19 protein-coding genes are annotated in these 20,187 nt (G+C 74.7%); 9 read left to right on the forward strand and 10 right to left on the reverse strand.

The genetic code is table 11. From position 1 onward, the window contains the following. Positions 1 to 41: 41 nt before the first annotated feature. A complete protein-coding gene (locus ACFVHI_RS30195; RefSeq protein ID WP_380344752.1) occupies positions 42 to 884 on the forward strand; it encodes a TioE family transcriptional regulator in 843 nt (280 codons plus the stop codon). Positions 885 to 925: 41 nt separating this feature from the next. Here the strand turns inward: ACFVHI_RS30195 and ACFVHI_RS30200 are convergent, their stop codons facing one another. Then, the gene (locus ACFVHI_RS30200; protein WP_380344755.1) at positions 926 to 1,789 is read right to left on the reverse strand and encodes a BTAD domain-containing putative transcriptional regulator; all 864 of its coding nucleotides are present in this window, start codon (positions 1,787 to 1,789) and stop codon (positions 926 to 928) included. Between the two features lie 235 nt (positions 1,790 to 2,024). Beyond that, positions 2,025 to 2,678 carry a ScbR family autoregulator-binding transcription factor gene (locus ACFVHI_RS30205; protein ID WP_380344758.1) on the reverse strand — a complete coding sequence of 218 codons (654 nt, stop codon included), beginning with the start codon at positions 2,676 to 2,678 and terminating at the stop codon, positions 2,025 to 2,027. 461 nt (positions 2,679 to 3,139) lie between these two features. Here ACFVHI_RS30205 and ACFVHI_RS30210 point away from each other — a divergent pair, with 461 nt between their 5' ends. The 3 genes from ACFVHI_RS30210 to ACFVHI_RS30220 all read left to right on the forward strand — a co-directional run bounded on the left by ACFVHI_RS30210 (position 3,140) and on the right by ACFVHI_RS30220 (position 5,759). Beyond that, complete coding sequence (locus ACFVHI_RS30210; protein WP_363378626.1) at positions 3,140 to 4,144, forward strand: ScbA/BarX family gamma-butyrolactone biosynthesis protein; 1,005 nt, start codon at positions 3,140 to 3,142, stop codon at positions 4,142 to 4,144. 265 nt (positions 4,145 to 4,409) lie between these two features. Continuing rightward, positions 4,410 to 4,940, forward strand: a complete 531-nt coding sequence (locus tag ACFVHI_RS30215; protein ID WP_380344762.1) for a DUF5959 family protein — start codon at positions 4,410 to 4,412, stop codon at positions 4,938 to 4,940. A gap of 153 nt (positions 4,941 to 5,093) precedes the next feature. Beyond that, positions 5,094 to 5,759, forward strand: a complete 666-nt coding sequence (locus ACFVHI_RS30220; protein ID WP_363378622.1) for a response regulator transcription factor — start codon at positions 5,094 to 5,096, stop codon at positions 5,757 to 5,759. 45 nt (positions 5,760 to 5,804) lie between these two features. Here the strand turns inward: ACFVHI_RS30220 and ACFVHI_RS30225 are convergent, their stop codons facing one another. The 3 genes from ACFVHI_RS30225 to ACFVHI_RS30235 all read right to left on the reverse strand — a co-directional run bounded on the left by ACFVHI_RS30225 (position 5,805) and on the right by ACFVHI_RS30235 (position 9,386). Beyond that, positions 5,805 to 7,106, reverse strand: coding sequence for a sensor histidine kinase (locus tag ACFVHI_RS30225; RefSeq protein ID WP_380344765.1), 1,302 nt, complete (start codon positions 7,104 to 7,106; stop codon positions 5,805 to 5,807). A 124-nt stretch (positions 7,107 to 7,230) separates the two neighbouring features. Further along, complete coding sequence (locus tag ACFVHI_RS30230) at positions 7,231 to 8,619, reverse strand: FtsX-like permease family protein (protein WP_380344768.1); 1,389 nt, start codon at positions 8,617 to 8,619, stop codon at positions 7,231 to 7,233. Then, complete coding sequence (locus ACFVHI_RS30235; RefSeq protein WP_380344792.1) at positions 8,616 to 9,386, reverse strand: ABC transporter ATP-binding protein; 771 nt, start codon at positions 9,384 to 9,386, stop codon at positions 8,616 to 8,618. Before ACFVHI_RS30235 ends, ACFVHI_RS30230 begins: the two co-directional genes overlap by 4 nt. Before the next feature lie 296 nt (positions 9,387 to 9,682). On the opposite strand from ACFVHI_RS30235, the gene ACFVHI_RS30240 reads away from it, so the two are divergent. The 5 genes from ACFVHI_RS30240 (at position 9,683) to ACFVHI_RS30260 (ending at position 15,017) form a co-directional block, all read left to right on the forward strand. Next, on the forward strand, positions 9,683 to 11,827 hold the full coding sequence (locus tag ACFVHI_RS30240) for a serine/threonine-protein kinase (RefSeq protein ID WP_380344771.1): 2,145 nt from the start codon (positions 9,683 to 9,685) through the stop codon (positions 11,825 to 11,827). 179 nt (positions 11,828 to 12,006) lie between these two features. After that, positions 12,007 to 12,546, forward strand: coding sequence for a hypothetical protein (locus ACFVHI_RS30245; RefSeq protein WP_380344774.1), 540 nt, complete (start codon positions 12,007 to 12,009; stop codon positions 12,544 to 12,546). Positions 12,547 to 12,666: 120 nt separating this feature from the next. Continuing rightward, positions 12,667 to 13,566: a ketopantoate reductase family protein gene (locus ACFVHI_RS30250; protein ID WP_380344776.1), complete on the forward strand. Its 900-nt coding sequence runs from the start codon at positions 12,667 to 12,669 to the stop codon at positions 13,564 to 13,566. Between the two features lie 205 nt (positions 13,567 to 13,771). Beyond that, positions 13,772 to 14,173, forward strand: coding sequence for a hypothetical protein (locus ACFVHI_RS30255; RefSeq protein WP_063350735.1), 402 nt, complete (start codon positions 13,772 to 13,774; stop codon positions 14,171 to 14,173). Between the two features lie 142 nt (positions 14,174 to 14,315). Next, positions 14,316 to 15,017, forward strand: a complete 702-nt coding sequence (locus ACFVHI_RS30260; RefSeq protein ID WP_380344779.1) for a transcriptional regulator — start codon at positions 14,316 to 14,318, stop codon at positions 15,015 to 15,017. A 31-nt stretch (positions 15,018 to 15,048) separates the two neighbouring features. Here ACFVHI_RS30260 and ACFVHI_RS30265 read toward each other — a convergent pair whose 3' ends face one another. The 5 genes from ACFVHI_RS30265 to ACFVHI_RS30285 all read right to left on the reverse strand — a co-directional run bounded on the left by ACFVHI_RS30265 (position 15,049) and on the right by ACFVHI_RS30285 (position 19,969). Then, positions 15,049 to 15,570, reverse strand: coding sequence for a hypothetical protein (locus ACFVHI_RS30265; protein WP_380344782.1), 522 nt, complete (start codon positions 15,568 to 15,570; stop codon positions 15,049 to 15,051). A gap of 185 nt (positions 15,571 to 15,755) precedes the next feature. Then, entirely contained in the window at positions 15,756 to 16,964 is a 1,209-nt protein-coding gene (locus ACFVHI_RS30270) for an ROK family transcriptional regulator (protein WP_063350733.1), read from the reverse strand. A gap of 267 nt (positions 16,965 to 17,231) precedes the next feature. After that, on the reverse strand, positions 17,232 to 18,083 hold the full coding sequence (locus ACFVHI_RS30275; RefSeq protein WP_380344786.1) for an SDR family NAD(P)-dependent oxidoreductase: 852 nt from the start codon (positions 18,081 to 18,083) through the stop codon (positions 17,232 to 17,234). Between the two features lie 127 nt (positions 18,084 to 18,210). After that, complete coding sequence (locus ACFVHI_RS30280; protein ID WP_380344789.1) at positions 18,211 to 19,491, reverse strand: trans-sulfuration enzyme family protein; 1,281 nt, start codon at positions 19,489 to 19,491, stop codon at positions 18,211 to 18,213. Between the two features lie 100 nt (positions 19,492 to 19,591). After that, positions 19,592 to 19,969: a hypothetical protein gene (locus ACFVHI_RS30285; RefSeq protein WP_063350731.1), complete on the reverse strand. Its 378-nt coding sequence runs from the start codon at positions 19,967 to 19,969 to the stop codon at positions 19,592 to 19,594. Between the last annotated feature and the right edge of the window lie 218 nt (positions 19,970 to 20,187).

Genomic DNA, 20,187 nt, shown 5'->3' on the forward strand with positions numbered 1-20,187 from the left:
CCTGCTCCGACCGCCCGATCCTCCGCTGAAGCCTCAAACCGGTGACCACCATGCGCCCCTCCGACCTCGCCCGCGGGCACGGCCTCTCGGCCCAGGCCGTACGCAACTACGAACGGGACGGCTTCCTCCCGCCCGCCGAACGCACCGCCAGCGGCTACCGGATCTACACCGAGGTGCACGCGGCCGCGCTCGACGCCTACCGCTCCCTCGTCGCGGCGTACGGCCACGCGACCGGCGGCCGGATCATGACCGCGCTCCACCGGGGCGGGCTCGACGACGCCCTGACGGCCATCGACCGCGGGCACGGCCAACTGCTCCGCGACCGCGACACCCTGGACGCGGTGCGGAAGGCCGTGCACCACCTTGCGGCGCGGCCCGACGCGGCGCGGGACATTGCGGCGCGGCCCGACGCGGCGCGGCCCGACGCGGCGCGGGACATTGCGGCGCGGGACATTGCGGCGCGGGACATTGCAGCGGATCTTGCGGCGGGCCCGTCGGCGGAGCCCGCGGTGGACGGTGCCGTCCTGAGCATCGGCGAACTCGCCCACCGGCTCGGCGTCACCCCGGCGACCGTGCGCAACTGGGAGGGCGCAGGCATCCTCGCCCCCGCCCGGGACCAGGCCACCGGACACCGCGTCTTCCGCGCCGACGACATCCGCGACGCCGAACTCGCCCACCTGCTCCGGCGCGGCGGCTACCCGCTGGACCACATCGCCACCGTGCTCCGACAGGTGCGGACGGCCGGCGGCACGGCCTCCCTGGCCGACGCCCTCGACGGCTGGCAGCGCAGGCTCACCGCCCAGGGCCTGGCCATGCTCGACGCGGCCGCCCGGCTCGGCCACTACCTGGGCCTGACCGGCCGCCCCCGGCCGGAGCAGATCTAGGGTCTTCGTCAGCGATGCGGCGGGCCGCCGCCGCGGTGGGCTCAGCCGACGCGGGTGAGCCGGGTGGTGCGGGGCGGGGTCCGGTCGGCGGTGGTGGCGGGGCCGGCGGCGCGGTCGGGCTCGGGGCGATCGGGGTTGGCGAGCAGGATGGAGCGCTGGAGCCGTCGCAGTCCGGCCGAGGGTTCCATGCCCAACTCCCGTACCAGGGTGTTGCGCAGGCGCTGGTAGGCCTCCAGGGCCTCGCCCCGTCGGCCGGAGCGGTGCAGGGCGATCATGTACTGGCCGTGCAGGCTCTCGTGGGTGCGGTAGCGGTCGACCAGGACGGTGAGTTCGGCGAGCAGGACGCGGTGGCGGCCCAGCCGCAGGTCGGCCTCGATCCGCTGGTCCAGGGCGCAGAGCCGGGTCTCCTCCAACCGCTTGGCCTCGACGGCGAGTTGACCGCCGAGCGGGATGTCGGCGAAGGCCGGACCGCGCCACAGACCGAGCGCCTCGCCCAACTGGCGGGCGGCGAGCGGGAAGTCGCCGCCGTCCATGGCCCGGTAGCCGAGGCCCGCGAGGCGGTCGAACTCCTGGAGGTCGACCAGCCCGCCGCCGCTGTCGAGCCGGTAGCCGCCGGGCGAAGTCACCAGGACGTCCTTGGCTCCGCACGCTCCCCCGGCGTCATCGCGGTGGGCGAGCGCCCGGTCGATGAGGTCGCGCAGTTGGAGGACGTAGGTCTGGACGGTGGTGCGCGCGCTGCGCGGCGGATGGCCGGACCACAGTTCCTCGGCGAGGACGCCCGCCGAGATGACCTGGTCGGCGCGCAGGGCCAGCAGGGCGAGCACTTGCCGTGGCTTCGGCGCCGAGGGCACCACCGACACCCCGCACACCTGGACCCCCAAGGCCCCTAACACCCGGATCTCCATGACGTCCACCCCAATCCAGACGGATCGGCGACCCCGACGGCCACCGGCCGGCCGGTGCTGCGGCTACCGCACAGCCGAGCACCGGGTGCTCATCCAAAAACAGGACGGACGGTTTGTCAATACAAAACCGAACGAGCTGTTTGTTTTTGAACGGACAATCGAGCTCCGGACTGCTTCGACCAACCGGAATGACCGCCGCCGCGAGCGCCGCCGCGTCAACCCCGGACGCACACTCTCAGGCCTCGCCCGCACGGGCCGCCGCCAACTCGGCCACCACCCGCCCACCACGGTCCGAGCCCAGGTCCAGCGTGGCCAGCACCCCGGGGACGGTGATGCTCGGCATCACGTGCCGGTACAGCACGGCCACCCGGCGCTCCAGATCCGCCCGGCCGGACATCTTCTGGGACTGGATCTGCACGCCCGTCCAGGCACCCGTCACCAGCCACGCCGTCTCGGCCGGCAGCACGTGCGGCAGCAGCTCGCCCCGCTCGCCGGCCGCCGTCAGCACCGCCTCCAGCCGGGCGATCCAGCCGGGGATCGCGCCGCCGCCGAGGTCGCCGAACACGTCCTGGCCGAGCGAGAGCCGCGCGCCCGCGCTCAGCAGCGGGTCACGCGGCATGAGATGCGCGACGACCATCCCCAGGTCGACGAACTCCTGGAGCTTGCAATGCCGTTCGGGGATCTCGTCCCGACCGAACTGCTCCTCCACGACGCCCTGCGCGAGCTCCCGCTTCGACGCGAAGTGGAAGTACACCGCGCCCCGGGTCACACCCGCGCGGGCGACCACCTCGCCGATCGTCGCCCCCTCGTACCCGTGCTCGTCGAAGACCGAGGCCGCCGCCTCCAGGATCAGCCGACGCGTCCGGATCGCCCGCTCCTGCCGCACCACCGCAACCACCCCGCCTGAACCGCTCGACAAACAAAACCAAACACCCTGTATCTTACCCGCCGGTCAACCGGCGGTCCCTCCTCCCCAGGTCGCATACACCCGCCTTCGAGCGAAGGAAAACCGCGTGGACGGCACAGGGCGGGAAAGCGACCGCCACCCCTCCCCCAGCCGACAGAGCCGGAATCCGACTCCCCACTTCTGGCCGCATCCCACCGAAAACGGCCCGCTGTGATAATGCACCTGTCATCCCACTTTTGGGGATTCCTTTGCAGGCCAGGCGGCATCCACCCCAGGCTCGGTCCACCCGGACGGCCATCACACGGCACCTGGAGCGACCACCCGACCACGCTCGGCCGCCAACGAACCTTCGTTCGGGCTCCTTGAAAACCAAACCGGAAGGTACGTATCTTACGAGCCCTGAGCAGCCCACCCCGCCCGCCACGGCCTTCCGGAGCGCTCCCATGACCCTGCTTGCCTACCGCGCCCCCGCCATCTCCCGCGCCGCCGGCGCGGACCACGGCACCACCCCCGGCCGCACCGCCGGGCCGTCCGTGCCGACCGGACCGGCACCGCGCCTGACCAGCACCGTTGCCAAGGAGTACGTCCACCGGGCCTGCCACGCCGAGGTCTTCCTCACCGGCAGCGAGCAGCTGAACGAGACGACCTTCGCCGTCACCGCGCAGTGGCCGCGCGCCCATACCTTCTTCACCACCCCCGACGGAACCCGGCACGACCCGATCCAGACCGCTGAAACGATCCGCCAAGCCGGGCTCTACCTCGCGCACACCCGGTTCGGCGTCCCGCTCGACCACAAGTTCATGATGTGGAACCTCGACTACACCACCCGCCCCCGCCAACTGCTCATCGGCGCGGCGCCCACCGACCTCAGCATCGAGGCCAGACTCGTCCCGCAGCCGCGCCGGAGCGGCACCACCATCGACTTCACCCTCAGCGCCGTCATCCGACGCGGCGCCCACCTCGCCGCCACCGGACACACCCGGTTCACCACCGTGCCGGACTCCACCTACCGGCGGCTACGCGGGGCCCGCCGCGAGGCCGACCCGGCGCCCGCCGTCTCCGGCGAGCCGCTGGCCCCGGGCCGAGTGGGCCGGATCCGCCCCTGCGACGTCGTCCTGACCCCGGCCGACGCACCCGGGACCTGGCACCTCACCCCCGATCCCTGGCACCCGATCCTCTTCGACCACGCCAACGACCACGTCCCCGGCATGGTCCTGCTGGAGGCCGCCCGCCAGGCCACCAACGCGCTCGTCTCACCGGCCACCGTCATCCCCGCCTCCGCCGCGACCACCTACCACCGGTACGCCGAGCACGACGCCGCCACCACGATCACCGCCCGGCACACCCCCGGTGACGACCCGGACGCCCTCACCACCACCGTCACCGGCCACCAGAACGGCGAGCCGATCTTCACCACCGTCCTGACCGGCCACGCCGACCAGCGGTGACCGGCACTGCCGGGCGCTGACGGGCGCTGACCGGCACTCACGGGCCCCCGTCGACCCGCGCCGGCCCCGACCAGTCCCGACCAGCACGGACCGGCCCTGACCAGCACGGACCGCCTGCCGCCCACCGTCTCACCCGGCCCGCCCGACCTCCACGGTCGGGCGGGCCGTCGGCACGTCGGAGACGAACCCCTCCCATGGACTGGCACCGGACGAACACCTGCGCGAGGATGTCAGCCCTTGGATTCGCAGTGACCGGGAGTACACCGTGCGTGAAGTCGCTTCGCACCAGAACGAGTTGATCAGACTGACGGACCGCCCCGGCACCGACGACGCCATCGGGCACGAGGGGCGCACCGGTGGCCGGAGCGTACGGGTGCGGGTGCTGGGGCGACACGCACCGGGCTCCCTGCTCGGCCACGACTGGCTGGACTGCGAGATCACCGTCACCGCCGACTCGGCCCGCGGGCAGTTCGTCACGCTGGTGACGGAGCGTCAGCTCCAGCAGTGGGAAACCGCCCTGGAACGGTTGGCGCGGCGCGAGGCAGTGCGCTGGCTGGACGAGGAGCACGGCCCGGAGCTGCGGATCGAGCCGGGGCGGCCCGGCGGCCTCTGGGTGACCGTCTCCGACGCCGAGGACTCCGGAGTCACCCTCCGGGTCGTCCTGTCCCCCGCCCCCGGCTGGCTGGACGAGCAGCGCGCCCTGCTCAAACTCGTCCGGGACGCCTACCCGTTCGAGGTGGTCGAGATCACCCCCGGCATCCACGCCTGGCGTGGGCAGCAGAGGAACGGCAACTGACGGATTGTCCGGATCCTTTTGATGACAGGGCCGACGCCCGGCGCAGCGAGCGGCCGGGCAGGGCAGGGCAGGGCGGGGCAGGGCGAGTGGCAGCATGACCGGTCCGGTGCCGGTGCCGGTGGCGGTGGCCCGGCCGCCACCGATAATGGCGACATGATCGAGAAGCAGCTCCGCGTCGTCCTCGCCGAGGACTCGGTGATCCTCCGGGACGGCATGGTCGAACTCCTCACCGCGCGCGGGTGCGCCGTGGTCGCCACCGCCGGAACGGCCCCCGAACTCGTCGCCGCCGTGGCCGAGCACCGGCCCGATGTGGCCGTGGTCGACATCCGGATGCCGCCCAGCCACACCGACGAGGGCATCCGCGCCGCCGTCGAGCTCCGCTCCACCTCGCCCGGGGTCGGCATCCTGGTCTTCTCCCAGCACGTCGAGACCGCCTGGGCGGCCCGGCTGCTCGCAGGTGGCGCCGCCGGCGTCGGCTATCTGCTCAAGGAACGCGTGGCCCGCACCTCGGAGTTCGTGGACGCGCTGCAGCGGGTCGCGGCCGGCGGCACGGCGCTCGACCCGGAGATCGTCAACGGCCTGATGCACGGCGGGCGGCGCAGCCGCGTCGACGCGCTCACCCCGCGCGAACGGGAGGTGCTGGAGCTGATGGCGCAGGGTCACTCCAACCGCTCGATCGCCGGGCTGCTCGTGGTCTCGGAGCGGGCGGTGGAGAAGCACGTCGCCGCCGTCTTCGCCAAGTTCGACCTGCCGGCGACCGAAGCCGACAACCGGCGGGTGAAAGCCGTCCTCACCTACCTCGCCGAGAACGGCGGCTGAGCCGGGAGCAGCGGTACCGTGGACGGCCCCCGCCGCGGGCACCCGTCACAGGCTGCTCGGCAGTTCGGCGGTGACAGTCGTCGGCCCGCCCGGCGGGCTGTCCACCCGCAACACCCCGTCCACCGCCGCGAGCCGCTCGGCCAGGCCCGAACCGGAGCCCGAACCGGAGCCTCTGCCGGAGCCCCCGCCCGGAGCGGCGCCCCCGCGGCCGTCGTCGCGCACCGTCAGCCGCACCCGCCCGTCGGCTGCGCTGGCCGTGAGCTCCGCCGCCGCCGCGCCGCTGTGCTTGGCGACGTTGGTCAGCAACTCTGCCGCGCAGAAGTAGACGGCCTGCTCGATCGCCGCGTCCGGCCGCTCCCTCAGATCCAGCCGGACCGTGACCGGCACCGGCGCGGTGGCGGTGAGCCCGGGCAGCGCCTGGGCGAGGCCGCCGTCCAGCGCCACCGGGTGGATGCCCCGGGTGAGCCGGCGCAGTTCCGCGATGGTGTCGTCGGTCTGCCGGCGAGCCCGGTCGACCAGGGTGCGCAGGCGCTCGGCCTCCGGAGTGCCGGGCGGGCCGGTCGGCCCGGTCGGCTCGGGCTGGGCGACGCCAACGACCTCGCCGGTGACCTCGCTGAGGGCGTCGTCGGCCAGCGAGAGCGTGATGGCGAGCGCGACCAGTTGCGCCTGCGTCCCGTCGTGCAGATCGCGTTCGAGACGGCGCAACCGGTCGGTGTTCTCGGCGAGCAGAGTGGCCCGGGCGGTCTCCAACTCACGCACCCGCTCCTGCGACCGCACCGGGCCGAGCAGCAACCGGGCGAGGCCCCGATTGGCCGCGCTCACCGCCCGCAGCGCCGCCGGCACCACGGCCAGTACGGCGAGCCCGACCGGGGCCCCGGCCACGTCCGGCCAGCCGACCGGCCTCGGCCCGGACTCCAGCAGGCGCACCCACAGCGGGAAGCCGACCAACCAGACGCAGCTGAGCGGCAATCCGACCGCGACCAGGAAGCCGAGCACCCCCAATGGCAGCCGCAGCAGCAGGTAGAGCAGTGCCCGCCAGGCCACCGGGTCGGTCAGCACCGCCCGGCCCCGGGCGATCGCCCCGGACGGCCGGGGCAGCGCCCCCGGGGCCGGCACCGGCTCGCCGAGCAGCCGCCCGACCAGTCGCCGGTGCAGCCCGCCCAACCCGCGCGCCCCGGCCAGGGCGGCCACCACGAACGGCAGCCCGAGCACGGTGAGCGAGAGCAACGCCCCGGCATAGAGCACGGCCACGGCGTAGACCCCGCCGAGCACGCCGATCGGCAGCCCGAGCAGCGCGAAGGCCAATTCGCCACCGCGCACCGACAGATACCGCCGACGCTCAGCCACCGTCCACCTCACCACTCCCACTCACCGCGCTCACCGCGCTCACCGCGCTCACCGCCTCGACAACACACCCAGGCGGCTTCGACCCGACCCCGCCGCACCTGGCGAAGGGCCCGGTCACCCCCGCTCACCCCCGCTCACCGCCGACCGCCTCGACCGCGCGCCCCCGGATCGCCCGCAGGCCGGTGCCCAGGATCCCCGGTACCGTCAGCGCCGCCGCGCCCGCCACCACCCAGCCGCACGCAGCGCCGGGTACCACCGGCAGCACCGACCCCGTCACCGCCCGGGCGAACGCCCCCGTGGCGACGGCCGCCACCGCCGCACCCAGCAGCACGCCGACCGCCGTGGTGAGGGCCGCCTCGACGGACAGCATCCGCAGCAGTTGCCGCCTCGTCGCGCCGACCAGGCGCAGTAGCGCGAACTCGCGCCACCGGTCGGCCGTCAGGGCGACCAGCGTGTTGACGGTGGAGACGGCTGCGAAGCAGACCAGCATCCCCAGTTCCGCCTCGCGCAGCCAGACGTCCGTCGCCTTGGTGACGCTGGTCGTGGCGCCGGTCGTACGGACCACGTGCTCGGCGGTGCTCGTCATGATCAACATGGTGCCCGACAGCCCGACCAGGAGCGCGACCGGCACCACGGCCGAGGAGAGCCGGGCCGCGTAGCCGCGCAGGTTGGCGTCGGCGAGCCAGCCCGCCCCGGGGGCCAGCACCCGTACCGGCGCGCCGAGCACGGCGGCCACGGCCCGTGCGGCGAGTGGCCCGAGCAGCGCGAGGGCGATCAGCAGCACCAGCGAGCCGAGCATCGTCGCCTGCCCCGCCTTGTCCAGTTCGCCGGCCCCTCTGGTGGCGGCGAGCCGCAGCAGCAGCACCCCGCCCGCCAGGACGGCCAGCCCGGCCAGCACCCGCAGCACGCCCGCCCGCCGCTGGCCCGAGGTGTCGGCGGTCAGCGCGGCGGCCGGGGTGAGCCGGGTGATCCGTCGGGCGGCGAGGGCGGTGGCGGCCAGGCCGACCAGCAGCGCCACCGCCAGTGCGACCAGCATCGGCACCGGCGTTCCGGGGATCCGCAGGCCGGGTGCGGCCAGCCCGCGCCGTTGGAGCGCGGCGAGGAAGCCCCGGGCGGCGAGGGTGCCCGCCGCGCCGCCGGGCACGGCTATCAGCAGGATGGTCGCCGCGACCTGGGCCCGCACCAGCCGACGCACCTGACGGGGTGTCGCGGCGACCGTCCGCAGCAGGGCGAGGTCGCGGTGCTGCTGGCGGAGGGTGAAGCCGAGCGCATTGACCACGACGAACAGCGCGACCAGGACGGCGATCTCACCGAACGCCCCCGCGATCAGCAGCAGGCCCGGCCCGGCCACCGCCCGGCGGGCCACCGCGACGGGGGCCGTGGCCTGGGCGGCGACCAGCGAGCCGAACAGCGTCACCGTCGCCACCGCCAGGAACAGCGCCACCGCCAGCCCGACGAAGGAGGCCGGTCGGCGCCGGAGCTGGCCGGCCGCCAGGGAGAGGACGGGGCTCATCGTGCTCCCCTGCCCAGCCGGCTCAGCCGCTCGCCGACCTGTGCGGCGGTCGGCCGGTCGAGCTCGTCCACCAGCAGCCCGTCGGCCAGCAGCAGCACGCGGTCCGCGTAGCCGGCGGCCACCGGATCGTGGGTGACCATCACACACGTCCGCCCGTCCAGGTCCACACCGGAACGCAGCAGGTCGAGGACGTCGTGCCCGGTCGCCCGGTCGAGCGCGCCGGTCGGCTCGTCCGCGAACAGCACGGCCGGCCGCGCGACCAGCGCCCGGGCGATCGCCACCCGCTGCTGCTGGCCGCCGGACAGCTGCCCGGGCCGGTGCCGCTCCCGCCCGGACAGGCCGACCCTGGCGAGCGCCTCCCGCACCTGCGCCCGGTCCGGCCGCGCCCCCGCGAGCCGCCCGGGAAGTTCGACGTTCTGCGCGACGGTCATCGCGGGCATCAGGTTGAACGCCTGGAACACGAACCCCACCCTGGTGCGGCGCAGCTGCGCGAGCCGCCGCTCGGGCAGCCGGGACACCTCCGTCCCACCCCAGCGGACGATGCCCCGGGTGGGGCGGTCCATCCCCGCGAGGCAGTGCAGCAGCGTCGTCTTGCCGGAACCCGAGGGCCCCATCACCGCCGTGAACGTCCCCGGCGCGAAGGCCACGGACACCCCCCGCAGCGCCCGGACGGCGGCCGCGCCCCGCCCGTACTCCCGGTGCAGCCCGTCCCCGGTCAGGGCCGCGCCCGCCACCTCACCGCTCGCCGCCACGGCGGCTGTCGTCATCCCGTTCATGCCCTCCATCCTGGACATGAACGGCCGCACAATCGATTGGGCTGGCCCCCCAATTCGGGGTTCGGAAAACCGAACCCCGCAGGTGGTCCTACCTCCGGACCCAGGACGCGTACGTCGGGTCGAGGCCGTCCCGGTCCCCTCCCACCTCAGTGCCATCGAGGTCGAGGTCGAGGTCGCGGTCGCGGTCGACCGACCCGAGCCACCGTCACGGCGCCCGCCGGTGCGGTACTAGGCTGGCTCCCGTTTGACCGGGGGACGGGGGACGGATGTCTGAGGACGGGGGTCACGTGACCTTGCTGGAGAACGATCCGCGCGAGATCGGCGGGTACCGGCTGGAGGGCCGGATCGGCGCGGGCGGCATGGGCGTCGTGTACCGCGCGCGGTCGCTGTCCGGGCGGCAGGTGGCGCTCAAGGTGATCCGCCCCGAGCTCGCCGGGGACGAAGAGTTCCGGGCCCGGTTCCGGCACGAGGTCGAGGCCGCCCGCCGGGTGAGCGGGGCGTTCACCGCGCCCGTCGTCGACGCGGACCCCGACGCCCCGTCGCCCTGGCTGGCCACCCTGTACGTCCCGGGCCCTTCGCTGGCCGAACGGATCGCCCGGCAGGGCCCGTTGAGCCCGCCGGAGGTACGGCGGCTGGCGACGGGCCTCGCGGAGGCGCTGCGGGACATCCATCGCGCCGGGCTGGTGCACCGGGACCTCAAGCCCGGCAACGTCCTGCTCGCCGAGGACGGCCCCCGCGTGATCGACTTCGGCATCGCCCGCGCCCTGGACGGCACCCAGCTCACCAGCACCGGAGTCGCCGTCGGCACACCGCCGTTCATGGCTCCGGAGCAGTTCCGGCACGGCGACACCAGCCCGGCCACCGACGTGTTCGCGCTCGGTTCGGTACTGGCCTTCGCGGGCACCGGGCGCGGTCCGTTCGGCACGGACTCCTCGCACGCGGTGGGCTTCCGGGTCGTCTACGAGGAGCCGGACCTCGCCGGGCTGGCGGCGGAGCTGCTCCCGATGGTCGCGGCCTGCCTCGCCAAGGAGCCGACCCGACGGCCCACCCTGGAGACGTTGCTGACGTGGTCCGTCGCGGGCGTGGAGCCTCCCCCGGCCGCGCCCGACACCCGGCCCGCGACCGTGTGGGAGCGGCCCGCCGTGCCGCCCGTTCCGACCGAGCCGGACGTCCGCTCGGCACCCCTCGCGCCCGCCTTCCCCCCGCCCGCCGGGCCCCCCGTCATACCGGCACCGACCGGCCCCGCCGTCCCCCGGCCCCGCCGCCGGACGGCCGCGCTCGTCGTCGCGGTCGCCGTCGTGTTGGCCGCGGCCGGCGGCACGGCCGTCCTGCTACGGCAGAAGGAGAAGGACAACGGCGGTGCCGGTGCCCTGCCCCCGGCCGCCTCGGCGCCGTCCACTCCCGGCCAATCAGGCCACTCAGGCCAGTCAGGCCCGCCCGACTGCCCCTCGGCCCGCGCTGTCGTGGGCGGAGACGGCCCGTTGGAGACCGTCATGAGCCGTTGGACGGCCGACTACCACCAGGCGTGCCCCACCGCGAACGTGACCGCCACCGACGTGAGCGGCACCGCCGGCCAGCAGTTCGTCGCCGGCCAGGTCGACGCCGTCACCCTCGACGACGCACCCCTCGGCGACGAGGCCGCCGGCCTCGGCAAGCGGTGCACGGCCGCCCGGCCCGCCCAACTCCCGCTCGCCGCCCTGCCGATCGCCGTCGTCTACAACGTCCCCGGGCTCGACTCGCTGGCGCTGGACGCCCCGACGGTGGCCCGGATCTTCAACAGCCAGATCACCAGCTGGCGGGACCCTGCGATCGCCACGCTCAACCCCGGCCGGGTGCTGCCCGACACGACCATCACCGCGGTCCACCCGTCGGGCGTGTCGCCGATCACGCTCGGCTTCACCCGCTACCTCGCCAAGGCCGCGCCCGCCGCCTGGCCGTACCCGACGGTCGCCCACTCCTGGCCCGCTCAGGCGATGGGCGGCCTGACGGTCGGTGACCTCGGCGCCGTCCACTCGACGGTGGCCGGCAAGTCCGGCGCGATCGCCTTCCTCCCGCTCAAGGACGCCGACGGGTTGCGGACCGCCAAACTGTCCGCCGGCTCCGGCCCGGTGGCCGCCACCACCGAGGCCGCCACCGCTGCCCTGGTCGGCGCCAAGGTCACCGGCACGGGCGCCGACCTGACAGTCGACGTCGACTACGCGAACCCCGGCTCCGGCGCGTACCCGCTCGTCCAGGTCGGCTACGCGGTGTTCTGCGGCACCGACGCACCGGACAACCGCGACAACCACCCGACCCGGGCACTGGCAGGCCTGCTCTCCCACGCGGTGAGCGCCGCCGGCCAGCCGGCCGCGACGCAGTCGGGCTACGCCGCGCTGCCGCCCGCCCTCGCCCGTCAGGTCACCGACGCGCTGAACGGCCTGACGGCCGGCTGACCCGGCAACGGCGGGCGGTGGGCCCGCCGGCCTCCCGCCCGGCGAGTCGGTGCCGCCGCTCACCGGCCGCGACGCCCGACGGCAGGACGCGGCTCGGGCCACCGCCGCGGTACGCCCGCGAGCCGAGCCTCACCCGCCCCGGGCCCCGCGCCGCCCATCCGACGAGGGATCATGAACGGGTGACCATCGACCTGCTGCCCGGCCACGGCGTCCGCCTGCCCGCGCCGCTGCCCGAACTGCGCTTCGGCCTCACCGAGGCGACGGTCCGCCGCCTGCTGGCCCCGCACCGCGAGGCGCTCCCGGGCGGTGTGCACCCCACCTTCGTCTGCGGCTCCAACTGGGCGCTGCACTTCACCCTGCCCGGGGTCGGCGTCACCCTCTGCTCGGGCCCGGGCGAGCACCTCCGGGCCGTCTTCCTGTCGCGCTGCCCGGTGGAGCCGGTGGAGGGTGCGGCCGCCTGCCCGGTCGGCCTCCACGGCATCGACGTCTTCGGCTGGCCGGCCCACGAGGTGGTCGAGGCGCTGCGCGCCGAAGGCCTGCCCGTCCCCGACCCCGTCCACGGCAACGTCCGGTACGACACGCTGCGCCTCAGCCGAAACACCCCCGTGCGCTGGACCCCGGCCGGCGGGCGGAAGCCGCGCCACGAACCGCCGTTCACCTTCGGCCTCGTCTCCCTCTCCTCCTCGGCCCCCGCCGCCCCGGACGAGGCGGCGCCATGACCGGGCCGCCGGGCCGTGGCACCCACCGGCCGGTTCCTCGGGGCCGGTTCGTCGGGCCGTTCCTCGGAAGCCCACCACCCCTCACCCCCTCACCCCCTCACCCCCTCACCAGGAGTCGACATGACCACCACCCCCGCGACCACTCCCTCGACCATCGCCGTCCTCGGACCTGGCGGCGTCGGCGGCCTGATCGGCGGCCTGCTCGCGCGCGCCGGGCACCGGGTGATCTGCCTGGCCGGCGAGGAGACCGCCGCCGTCCTCAACCGGGACGGACTGCACGTCCGCAGTGGGCAGTTCGGCGATTTCACCGCCCGGGTCGAAGCCTCCACCGAACTGCGCGAGCCGGTCGACGCCGCGTTCGTGACCGTCAAGGCGACGGCGCTGGCCGACGCGCTCGACCGGATGCCGCCGCAGGCCCTCGGCTCCGCCGTCGTGGTACCGCTGCTCAACGGAATCGACCACGTCGCGGCGCTGCGCGAGCGCTACCCGGCCGGGCAGGTCGCGGCCGGCACGATCCGGGTCGAGGCCACTCGCACCGCGCCCGGGCGGATCGAGCACACCAGCCCCTTCGCGGTGCTCGAACTGGCCGGTCCGGTAGCTGACTTGGCCGATCGGCTGCGGCGCGCCGGCCTCGATGTCACGCTGCGCGAGGACGAGACCGCGATGCTCTGGAGCAAGCTCTCCTTCCTCGCCCCGTTCGCGCTGCTCACCACCCGCCACCGCAGCGAGGTCGGCGTCGTGCGCACCGAGCACCGGTCCGAACTGCTCACCGTCCTCGACGAGATCGCGGCCGTCTCCGGCGCGGCGGGCGCCCCGGCGGACGCACAGACACTGCTCACCGCCTTCGACCGGGTGCCCGGGTCGATGAAGTCCTCGATGCAGCGCGACGTGGAGGCCGGCCGTCCGACCGAGCTGGACGCCATCGGCGGCGCCGTCCTGCGGGCCGCCGCCGCGCACGGGGTCGACACCCCGGCCCTCGCCGGACTGGTGCGCGACCTGTCCGAACCGGCCAACCGGTAGCACCCGCAGCCGACTTCACGTCATGAGGCAGGGCCTCTGACGTGAAGTCGGTGACATCGGCGAATTCGGCGAATTCGAGCCCGGAATCTGATGTTCCATCAACTCCCGTTCCCGGCCGACAGTAAAGGTTCACCCATGATTCACCCGATCGGGCGGAACCACGAGTGGGCGATCAGGCGTTGTTGCCGGCGGGAGGGATACAGACATGACAAGGAAACCGTACCGACTGGCCGCCGCCGCACTCGCGCTGCTCGCCACCGCTCCACTACTCAGCGCGTGCAAGGACGTCGACCAGGCACTCGACTGCGGCAAACAGGCCGTCAGCATCACCGGCGACATCCAGGACCTCGCCTCATCGGCCATCAACGTCGGCCAACTCACCGACCAGGAGCGCCGCAAGCACACCGCCGACGCCCTGAAGAAGGTCGGCGACGACATCAAGAAGCTCCGCGACCACAACAGCGGGGACAAGCTCGACAAGGCCACCGACAAGCTGAACAAGGCCGTCTCCAGCGCCCAGGACAACGTCTCCAAGGGCAAGATGCCCGACATCGGGGCGATCACCGACGCCGCCGGCGACGTGACCAGCGCCTGCGCCGGGTCCTGAGCCACCTACCGCACCGCCCGCTCCCGGCCCCGCACCCGCGGGGCCGGGAGCAACCCGGGCCCGCCCCGGCCTGTCGCCGCCGACCGGGCCCCGCCAGGCGGTAGGAATGGCACCGGGACCGAACCGCACCACGGAGGCACCGGTGAACCACCCGATCCTCGACCAGATCCGCGACCTGCGCGCCGAGTTGGCGCCCGGCGACGCCGCCCCGGCACTCGTCACGGCGCTCGCCGACGGCACAGCGCCCCGCTCGACCCTGGCCGAACTCGCCGCCCAGCAGCACCGGATCATCGCCTCCGACCGGCGCAGCCTGCTGCTGCTCGCCACCCGCAGCGCCGACCGTCCGGTGAGCGCCTGGTTCGCCACCCTCGCCGAGGGCGAAAGCGCCGCGCTGCGCACCCTGCCCGGCCTCGCCGCCGCCTGCGGCCTCGGCCCGGACGAACTCGCCGCCCGGCCACCGCTGCCCGGCTGCCAGGCCTACCCGGCCTACCTCGCCTGGCTCGCGCTGAACGGCGGGCCCACCGCCGCAGCCGTCGCCCTGGTCACCAACTTCGCTGCCTGGGGCGGCTACTGCTCCACCATCGCGCAGGCCCTGCGCGACCGCTACGGCTTCCCCGACCAGGCCTGCGCGTTCTTCGACTTCTTCGCCCAGCCCGCCACCACACTCGAACAGCAGGCCGCCGACGCCCTCGGGCCGGACCCGCTGGACGAGCCGACCCTGGCCGCAGCCCGCGAGTACGGCCGACTGCTCCAGGCGTACGAGCACCTGTTCTGGGACACCCTCGGACAGCTCGACCAGGATCCCCCGGGCCGCGGGAACGGGCCGACCGGGCACGGGAACTGACGGCTCGCCCCCCGAACCCGGTCGGCCTCGCTCAGGCCTGCCAGTGCGGCTTGCCGCTGACCATCCGGCAGTAGATCATCCCCCCGTTGGCGTCATGGGTGCTCTTGCCGAGATCGGCGTTGCGGCAGAACTGCCCGGCCGCATAGCAGTTCCCCGCGTTCGAGCGGAGCTCGCACTCCGCGCCGCCGGCCGCCGCGGTGTGCTGCGGCTCCGGGGCGGTCGGCGGCTGGGCCGTGGTGGTCTTCGGCTGCGGCGCCTTCGGGGTGGGCGACGGCGCGTGGGTGCTGGGGGCCGCCGGTGCGGGGGCGGCCGCTGTGCTCGGCGCGGGGTCGGACGCGGGCGGCGGCGTGCTGGCCGGGGGCGCGGCAGGCGGTGCGGCCGGCGGGGTCGACTGGGTGGTGGCGGCCGCCGGGGCGGTCACCGGGGGCGAGGCCTTGGCTCCGCCGTCGGCGGCCGACGGGTCGCAACCGGTCAGCGCCAGACCGATGGTGAGGACGAGTCCGGCGAAGCCGGCCAGGCCGGCGCGCCGACGCCCGCGTATGCGTGAAGGCATGGGTGGAGAACGCTCCGTTCCGTTTGGATGAGGTGTGCGATTCAAGCAGAGCCCGCACACGATCTGTGCACGGATCTCCCACTCGTTGGCAGATCGAGATCTGCCGGCCACCGAGCGTCGCCGCCCTCCGGTCCGCCGTCACGCTGCGCCGAACCGCCGAACGCTCGCCGGGCCACGGGCCACTGTTAGGGCAGCCCCGCCGTCCGGCGCTCGAACACCTCCGGGCGCGCGGTCTCCAGGGCGGTGGCGACCGCGCCGAGGAGGACCGCCTCCTCCCCCAGCAGGCTCGGCGCAAGCGTCGGACGCATCGGGGCGATCCGGTGCAGGGCCTGCTCCAGCGGCTCCAGGAGCAGGTCCGCGCTGTTGCCGATTCCGCCGCCGAGGACCACCAGGTCCGGATCCAGTACGGCGGACAACACGGCGACGGCGTAGGCGAGTTGGCCGGCTTCACGGTCGACGGCCCGGACCGCCGCCGGGTCGCCGGCCCGGGCCCGTTCGAATACCTGCTTGGCCGTGGGCGCGCCGCCCAGCCCGAGGTCCTGGGCGGTGCGCACCACGGCGTCCGCGGCGGCCTCCTGCTCGATGGTCGCCGGAGGCTCACCGGCGCGGGCGGGCAGCGGCACCAGGCCGATCTCGCCCAGCGCGCCGTGCGCGCCGAGCAGCAGTTCGCCGTCCTTGACCACGCCGACGCCCAGGCCGGTGCCGACCAGCAGGTAGGCGAACATCCGACTGCCCCGGCCGGCACCGAGGGTGTACTCGCCGAGCGCGGCCAGGTTGGCGTCGTTGGCCACGGTGACGGCCACCCCCAGGCCCTCCCCGATCCGGTCGAACAGGCCGGGCCGGCCCCAGCCGGGCAGGCTGGTGGCGTAGCGCACGCCGCGCCGCTGCTCGTCCCACACGCCCGGGGTGCCGATCACCGCGTGCACGATGTCGTCGGCGGCCAGGCCCGCCTCGGCGATGGCCTCGTGGGCGGCGGCGACCACGGCGTCGGCGACGGCGTTCGCCGAGCGGCCCCGGTTGGCCACGTCGCGGCGGGCGACGACCGTCCCGGCGAGGTCCGCGACGGCGACCCGCAGCCTGGCCCGCCCGATGTCCACGCCGAGCACGTGCCCGGCGGCCGGGTCGACCTCGTACAGCACCGCGGTGCGGCCGCGCTCGGGGGCCAGCCGGCCGGCCTCGCGGACCAGCCCGGCCTGCTCCAGGGCGGCCAGGGCGGCGGAGACGGTGGGCTTGGACAGGCCGGTGTCCCGGGCGAGTTGGGCGCGCGAGGAGCCGCCGCCGGTGCGCAGCAGTTCGAGCAGCAGCCATTCGTTGTTGCTGCGCAGCCGCTGCCGGTTCCACGGCACTGCCGGGGCCCCGGCCGCCGGGCGGTGGGTCGGCAGGTGGCTGCTCATCGGTTCCTCCGGTCTGGGCGGGACGGCTGGCGGGCGGGCTGCGCCGGGCGGTGCCGGCACGGCCCGCGGCGTCCGGTGTCGGGCGCCGCCGCCCAAGTATGACCGGCGATCATTCCGTTCCCACCCCGGCCGCCGGCCCTGTACCGTCCCGAGCAGCCCCGTACCGCCCTGAGCAGCCCCGAGCCGCCCCGAGCGGGACCATCGGGCCCGTCAAGCCCGTCAAGCCCGTCGGACCTGTCAGCCGCGTCAGACCCCGGGTCGGATCCCTCAGGCCACCCAGCCGCCCGTCATCCGCCGCACCACCGAGCCGTCCAGGTCGGCCAGCTTGGTGCCGGCGAAGGCCCGGGCCGCCTCGGAGGTCTGCACCCGCAGCGGCGGCCGCTCGGCGGTGAGGGCCGCGACGATCGGGGCGGCCGCCTGCTCCGGGGTCTGGGCCTGGGCGAAGGCCTTCAGCGTGCGGTCGACGTAGGCCCGCAGGGCGGGGGCGTACGGGCCGGCCGCGGCGGTCAGCGCGGGCAGGTCGATGGCCTGGTTGCCGATGAACTCGCTGGCGACGGCGCCCGGTTCGACGACGGTGACGTGCACGCCGACGGTGGCGGCGACCGGCGCCAGCGACTCCATGAAGCCCTCGACGGCGAACTTGGCGGCGCAGTACGCCTCGTTGAAGGGCTGTCCGACCACGCCGCCGACGCTGGTCACGGTGACCACCCGGCCGCCGGAGGCCCGCAGGTGCGGCAGTGCGGCCCGGGTGACCTCGACCACGCCGAAGAAGTTCACCTCCATGGCGGCCCGCACCGGCGCCGTCCCGTCCTGCTCGATCGTGCCGACGTGGCCGGCGCCCGCGTTGTTGACCACCGCGTCGAGCCGGCCGTGCCGGGCGAGGACGGTCTCCAGGCAGGAGGTGACGGAGGCCGGGTCGGTGACGTCCAGCTGCTCGACCTCGATCCGCCCGTCGACGCCCGCCTCGGCGGCGGCGCGCCGCAGGGCTTCGGCCCGTCCGGTGTCGCGCATGGTGGCGACGACGCCGTACCCGGCGCGGGCGGCGGCCACGGCGGTGGCGAGGCCGATCCCGGAGGAGGTGCCGGTGATGAGGACGATCGGGGCGGCGTCGGTGTCCATGGAGGTCTCTCCTCGGGTCTCCCCGGACTTCTCCGGGGCAGAGTGTGTGCGTGTGCACGCACTCTATATTTAGGTGCACGCGCACGCAAACGCGATCGGCAGCCCGTCGGCGCCGGGCGGGCTGCCGTCACACCTTCGCCAGGGCGCCCTCCATGTCCGCCCACAGGTCCTCGGGGTGCTCGATGCCCACCGACACCCGCACCGTCCCCGGGCCGATCCCGGCGGCGGCCAACTCGGCGTCGTCGAGCTGGCGGTGGGAGGTGCTGGCCGGGTGGAGCACGAGGGTGTGCACGCCGCCGAGGGAGGGGGCGAGGGCGGCCAGGCGGACGGACTCGGTGAAGGTGCGGGCCGCCTCGCGGCCGCCGACGAGGTCGAAGGCCAGGACGCCGCCGTGGCCGTCGGGCAGGAGCCGGCGGGCGAGGTCGCGGTCGGGGTGCCCGGGCAGGCCCGGGTAGTGGACGGCGCCGACCGCGGGGTGGGCGGCGAGGCGGCCGGCCAGGTCGAGCGCGGTCTCGCAGTGCCGGCGGACCCGCAGGGCGAGGGTCTGGAGGCCGCGCAGGGTCAGCCAGGCGGCGAACGGGTCGGCGGCGGCGCCGAGTTCGATGGCGTAGTGCCAGACCTTGCGGTACAGTTCGGCGTCCGCGAGAACGGCGACGCCGGCCAGGACGTCCGAGTGGCCGCCGAGGTACTTGGTGGCCGAGTGGATGACGACGTCCGCGCCGTACTCGATCGGCCGGCAGAGCAGCGGCGTCGCGAAGGTGTTGTCCACCACGCTGACCACCCCGGCCCGCTTGGCGACGCCGATCAGCCCGGGCAGGTCGGTGACCCTGGTGGTGGGGTTGGAGATGGTCTCCAGGTGCAGCAGCCGGGTGGTGGGCCGCAGCGCCGCCTCGACCTCGGCCGGGTCGTCGCCCCCGACGTGGGTGACCTCCACCCCCCAGCGCTCGGCGAGGTCGGCGAGCACGGCGAAGGTGCCGCCGTAGAGGCTTCGCTGGGCGATCACGTGGTCGCCGGAGCGCAGCAGGGCGAGCAGGACGGTGTTGATCGCGCCCATGCCGGAGGCGGTGGCGATCGCGCCGGCGCCGCCTTCGAGGTCGGCCACCGCCGTCTCCAGCGAGCGGACGGTCGGGTTGCCGTAGCGGTTGTAGAAGAAGGCCCCGCCCGGGCCGCTGAAGGCCTGGGTGAGCGCGTCGCTGGTGTCGAAGGCGAAGAGGTGGCTCTGGTGCAGCGGCACGCCCATCGGACGGCTGCCGGCGGTGTCCGCGAGGGGCGGGTGGACGATCCGGCTCTCGGGGCGCAGCGCGCCGGGGGCCCGGTGTCCGTCGGGGGTCCGGTGTCCGTCGGGGATCTGCTGTCCGCCGGGGGCCTGGTGGCCGTCGGGGGTCTGGTGGCCGAGGTAGTCGCTCATGCCGCCCATCGTCGGTCCGGTCGCATGCCGCGCCCAGGGCCAATCGCGCCCGGGTGGCCCGCCCCGGTGCCGCAGCGGCGCCGGGGCGGGCCACCGCGGCTCACTTGCGGCGGCCGAAGATCCGCTTCGCGGCGTAGACGATGCCGACGATCAGCAGCACGAAGAACAGGATGATCAGGATGACCACGACGATCAGGAACTTGCCGAGCTTGGCGAAGAAGCCCGACTTCTTCTTCTCGTCCTTGGCCGCGAGGTGGGCGGCCGGCGCGGTCTGACCGCTCCGGGTGCTGACGGAGACGGCCGGGCCCGCCGCCGGGGCGGCCGGGCCGGAGCCGGTGACGGAAACGGTGGTGGCGGCGGCCGCGACGGGCCGGGGTGCGGCCGTCGCCGTCGCGCTCGACGCCGCGGCGGTGAGGCCGACGGCGGCCAGCAGTGCCACCAGGGCGCCGGCTATCGAACGTGCGATCCGGTGAGTCATCGTGCTCCTCGTACGGGTTCTGAGCAGCACAGAGGAGCCTGGCCGACCGGATCCGCTGGTCTGACCAGGTGGTTTTCTCATCTGCGCCTAGTAGGGCTTGGTCAGGTTTGTATGGATTTGGGTATGTCGCGGTGGCAGGTGGGGCAGGCGCCGGCCCAGGTTGCGAGGAGGAACTGCATTTCGCGGACGACCTGGTAGAGACTCAGGCCGGTGCCGTT

The sequence above is a fragment of the Kitasatospora sp. NPDC127121 genome, assembly GCF_042677305.1.
Classification (GTDB): Bacteria; Actinomycetota; Actinomycetes; order Streptomycetales; family Streptomycetaceae; genus Kitasatospora.

What these genes read in the sequence shown, in the direction of transcription:
- ACFVHI_RS30210 (WP_363378626.1), top strand. Translation starts at nt 3,140, where the DNA reads ATGACCCTGCTTGCCTACCGCGCCCCCGCCATCTCCCGCGCCGCCGGC.
- ACFVHI_RS30230 (WP_380344768.1), bottom strand. Translation starts at nt 8,619, where the DNA reads ATGAGCCCCGTCCTCTCCCTGGCGGCCGGCCAGCTCCGGCGCCGACCG.
- ACFVHI_RS30220 (WP_363378622.1), top strand. Translation starts at nt 5,094, where the DNA reads ATGATCGAGAAGCAGCTCCGCGTCGTCCTCGCCGAGGACTCGGTGATC.
- ACFVHI_RS30275 (WP_380344786.1), bottom strand. Translation starts at nt 18,083, where the DNA reads ATGGACACCGACGCCGCCCCGATCGTCCTCATCACCGGCACCTCCTCC.
- ACFVHI_RS30250 (WP_380344776.1), top strand. Translation starts at nt 12,667, where the DNA reads ATGACCACCACCCCCGCGACCACTCCCTCGACCATCGCCGTCCTCGGA.
- ACFVHI_RS30235 (WP_380344792.1), bottom strand. Translation starts at nt 9,386, where the DNA reads ATGACGACAGCCGCCGTGGCGGCGAGCGGTGAGGTGGCGGGCGCGGCC.
- ACFVHI_RS30280 (WP_380344789.1), bottom strand. Translation starts at nt 19,491, where the DNA reads ATGAGCGACTACCTCGGCCACCAGACCCCCGACGGCCACCAGGCCCCC.
- ACFVHI_RS30285 (WP_063350731.1), bottom strand. Translation starts at nt 19,969, where the DNA reads ATGACTCACCGGATCGCACGTTCGATAGCCGGCGCCCTGGTGGCACTG.
- ACFVHI_RS30200 (WP_380344755.1), bottom strand. Translation starts at nt 1,789, where the DNA reads ATGGAGATCCGGGTGTTAGGGGCCTTGGGGGTCCAGGTGTGCGGGGTG.
- ACFVHI_RS30270 (WP_063350733.1), bottom strand. Translation starts at nt 16,964, where the DNA reads ATGAGCAGCCACCTGCCGACCCACCGCCCGGCGGCCGGGGCCCCGGCA.
- ACFVHI_RS30255 (WP_063350735.1), top strand. Translation starts at nt 13,772, where the DNA reads ATGACAAGGAAACCGTACCGACTGGCCGCCGCCGCACTCGCGCTGCTC.
- ACFVHI_RS30265 (WP_380344782.1), bottom strand. Translation starts at nt 15,570, where the DNA reads ATGCCTTCACGCATACGCGGGCGTCGGCGCGCCGGCCTGGCCGGCTTC.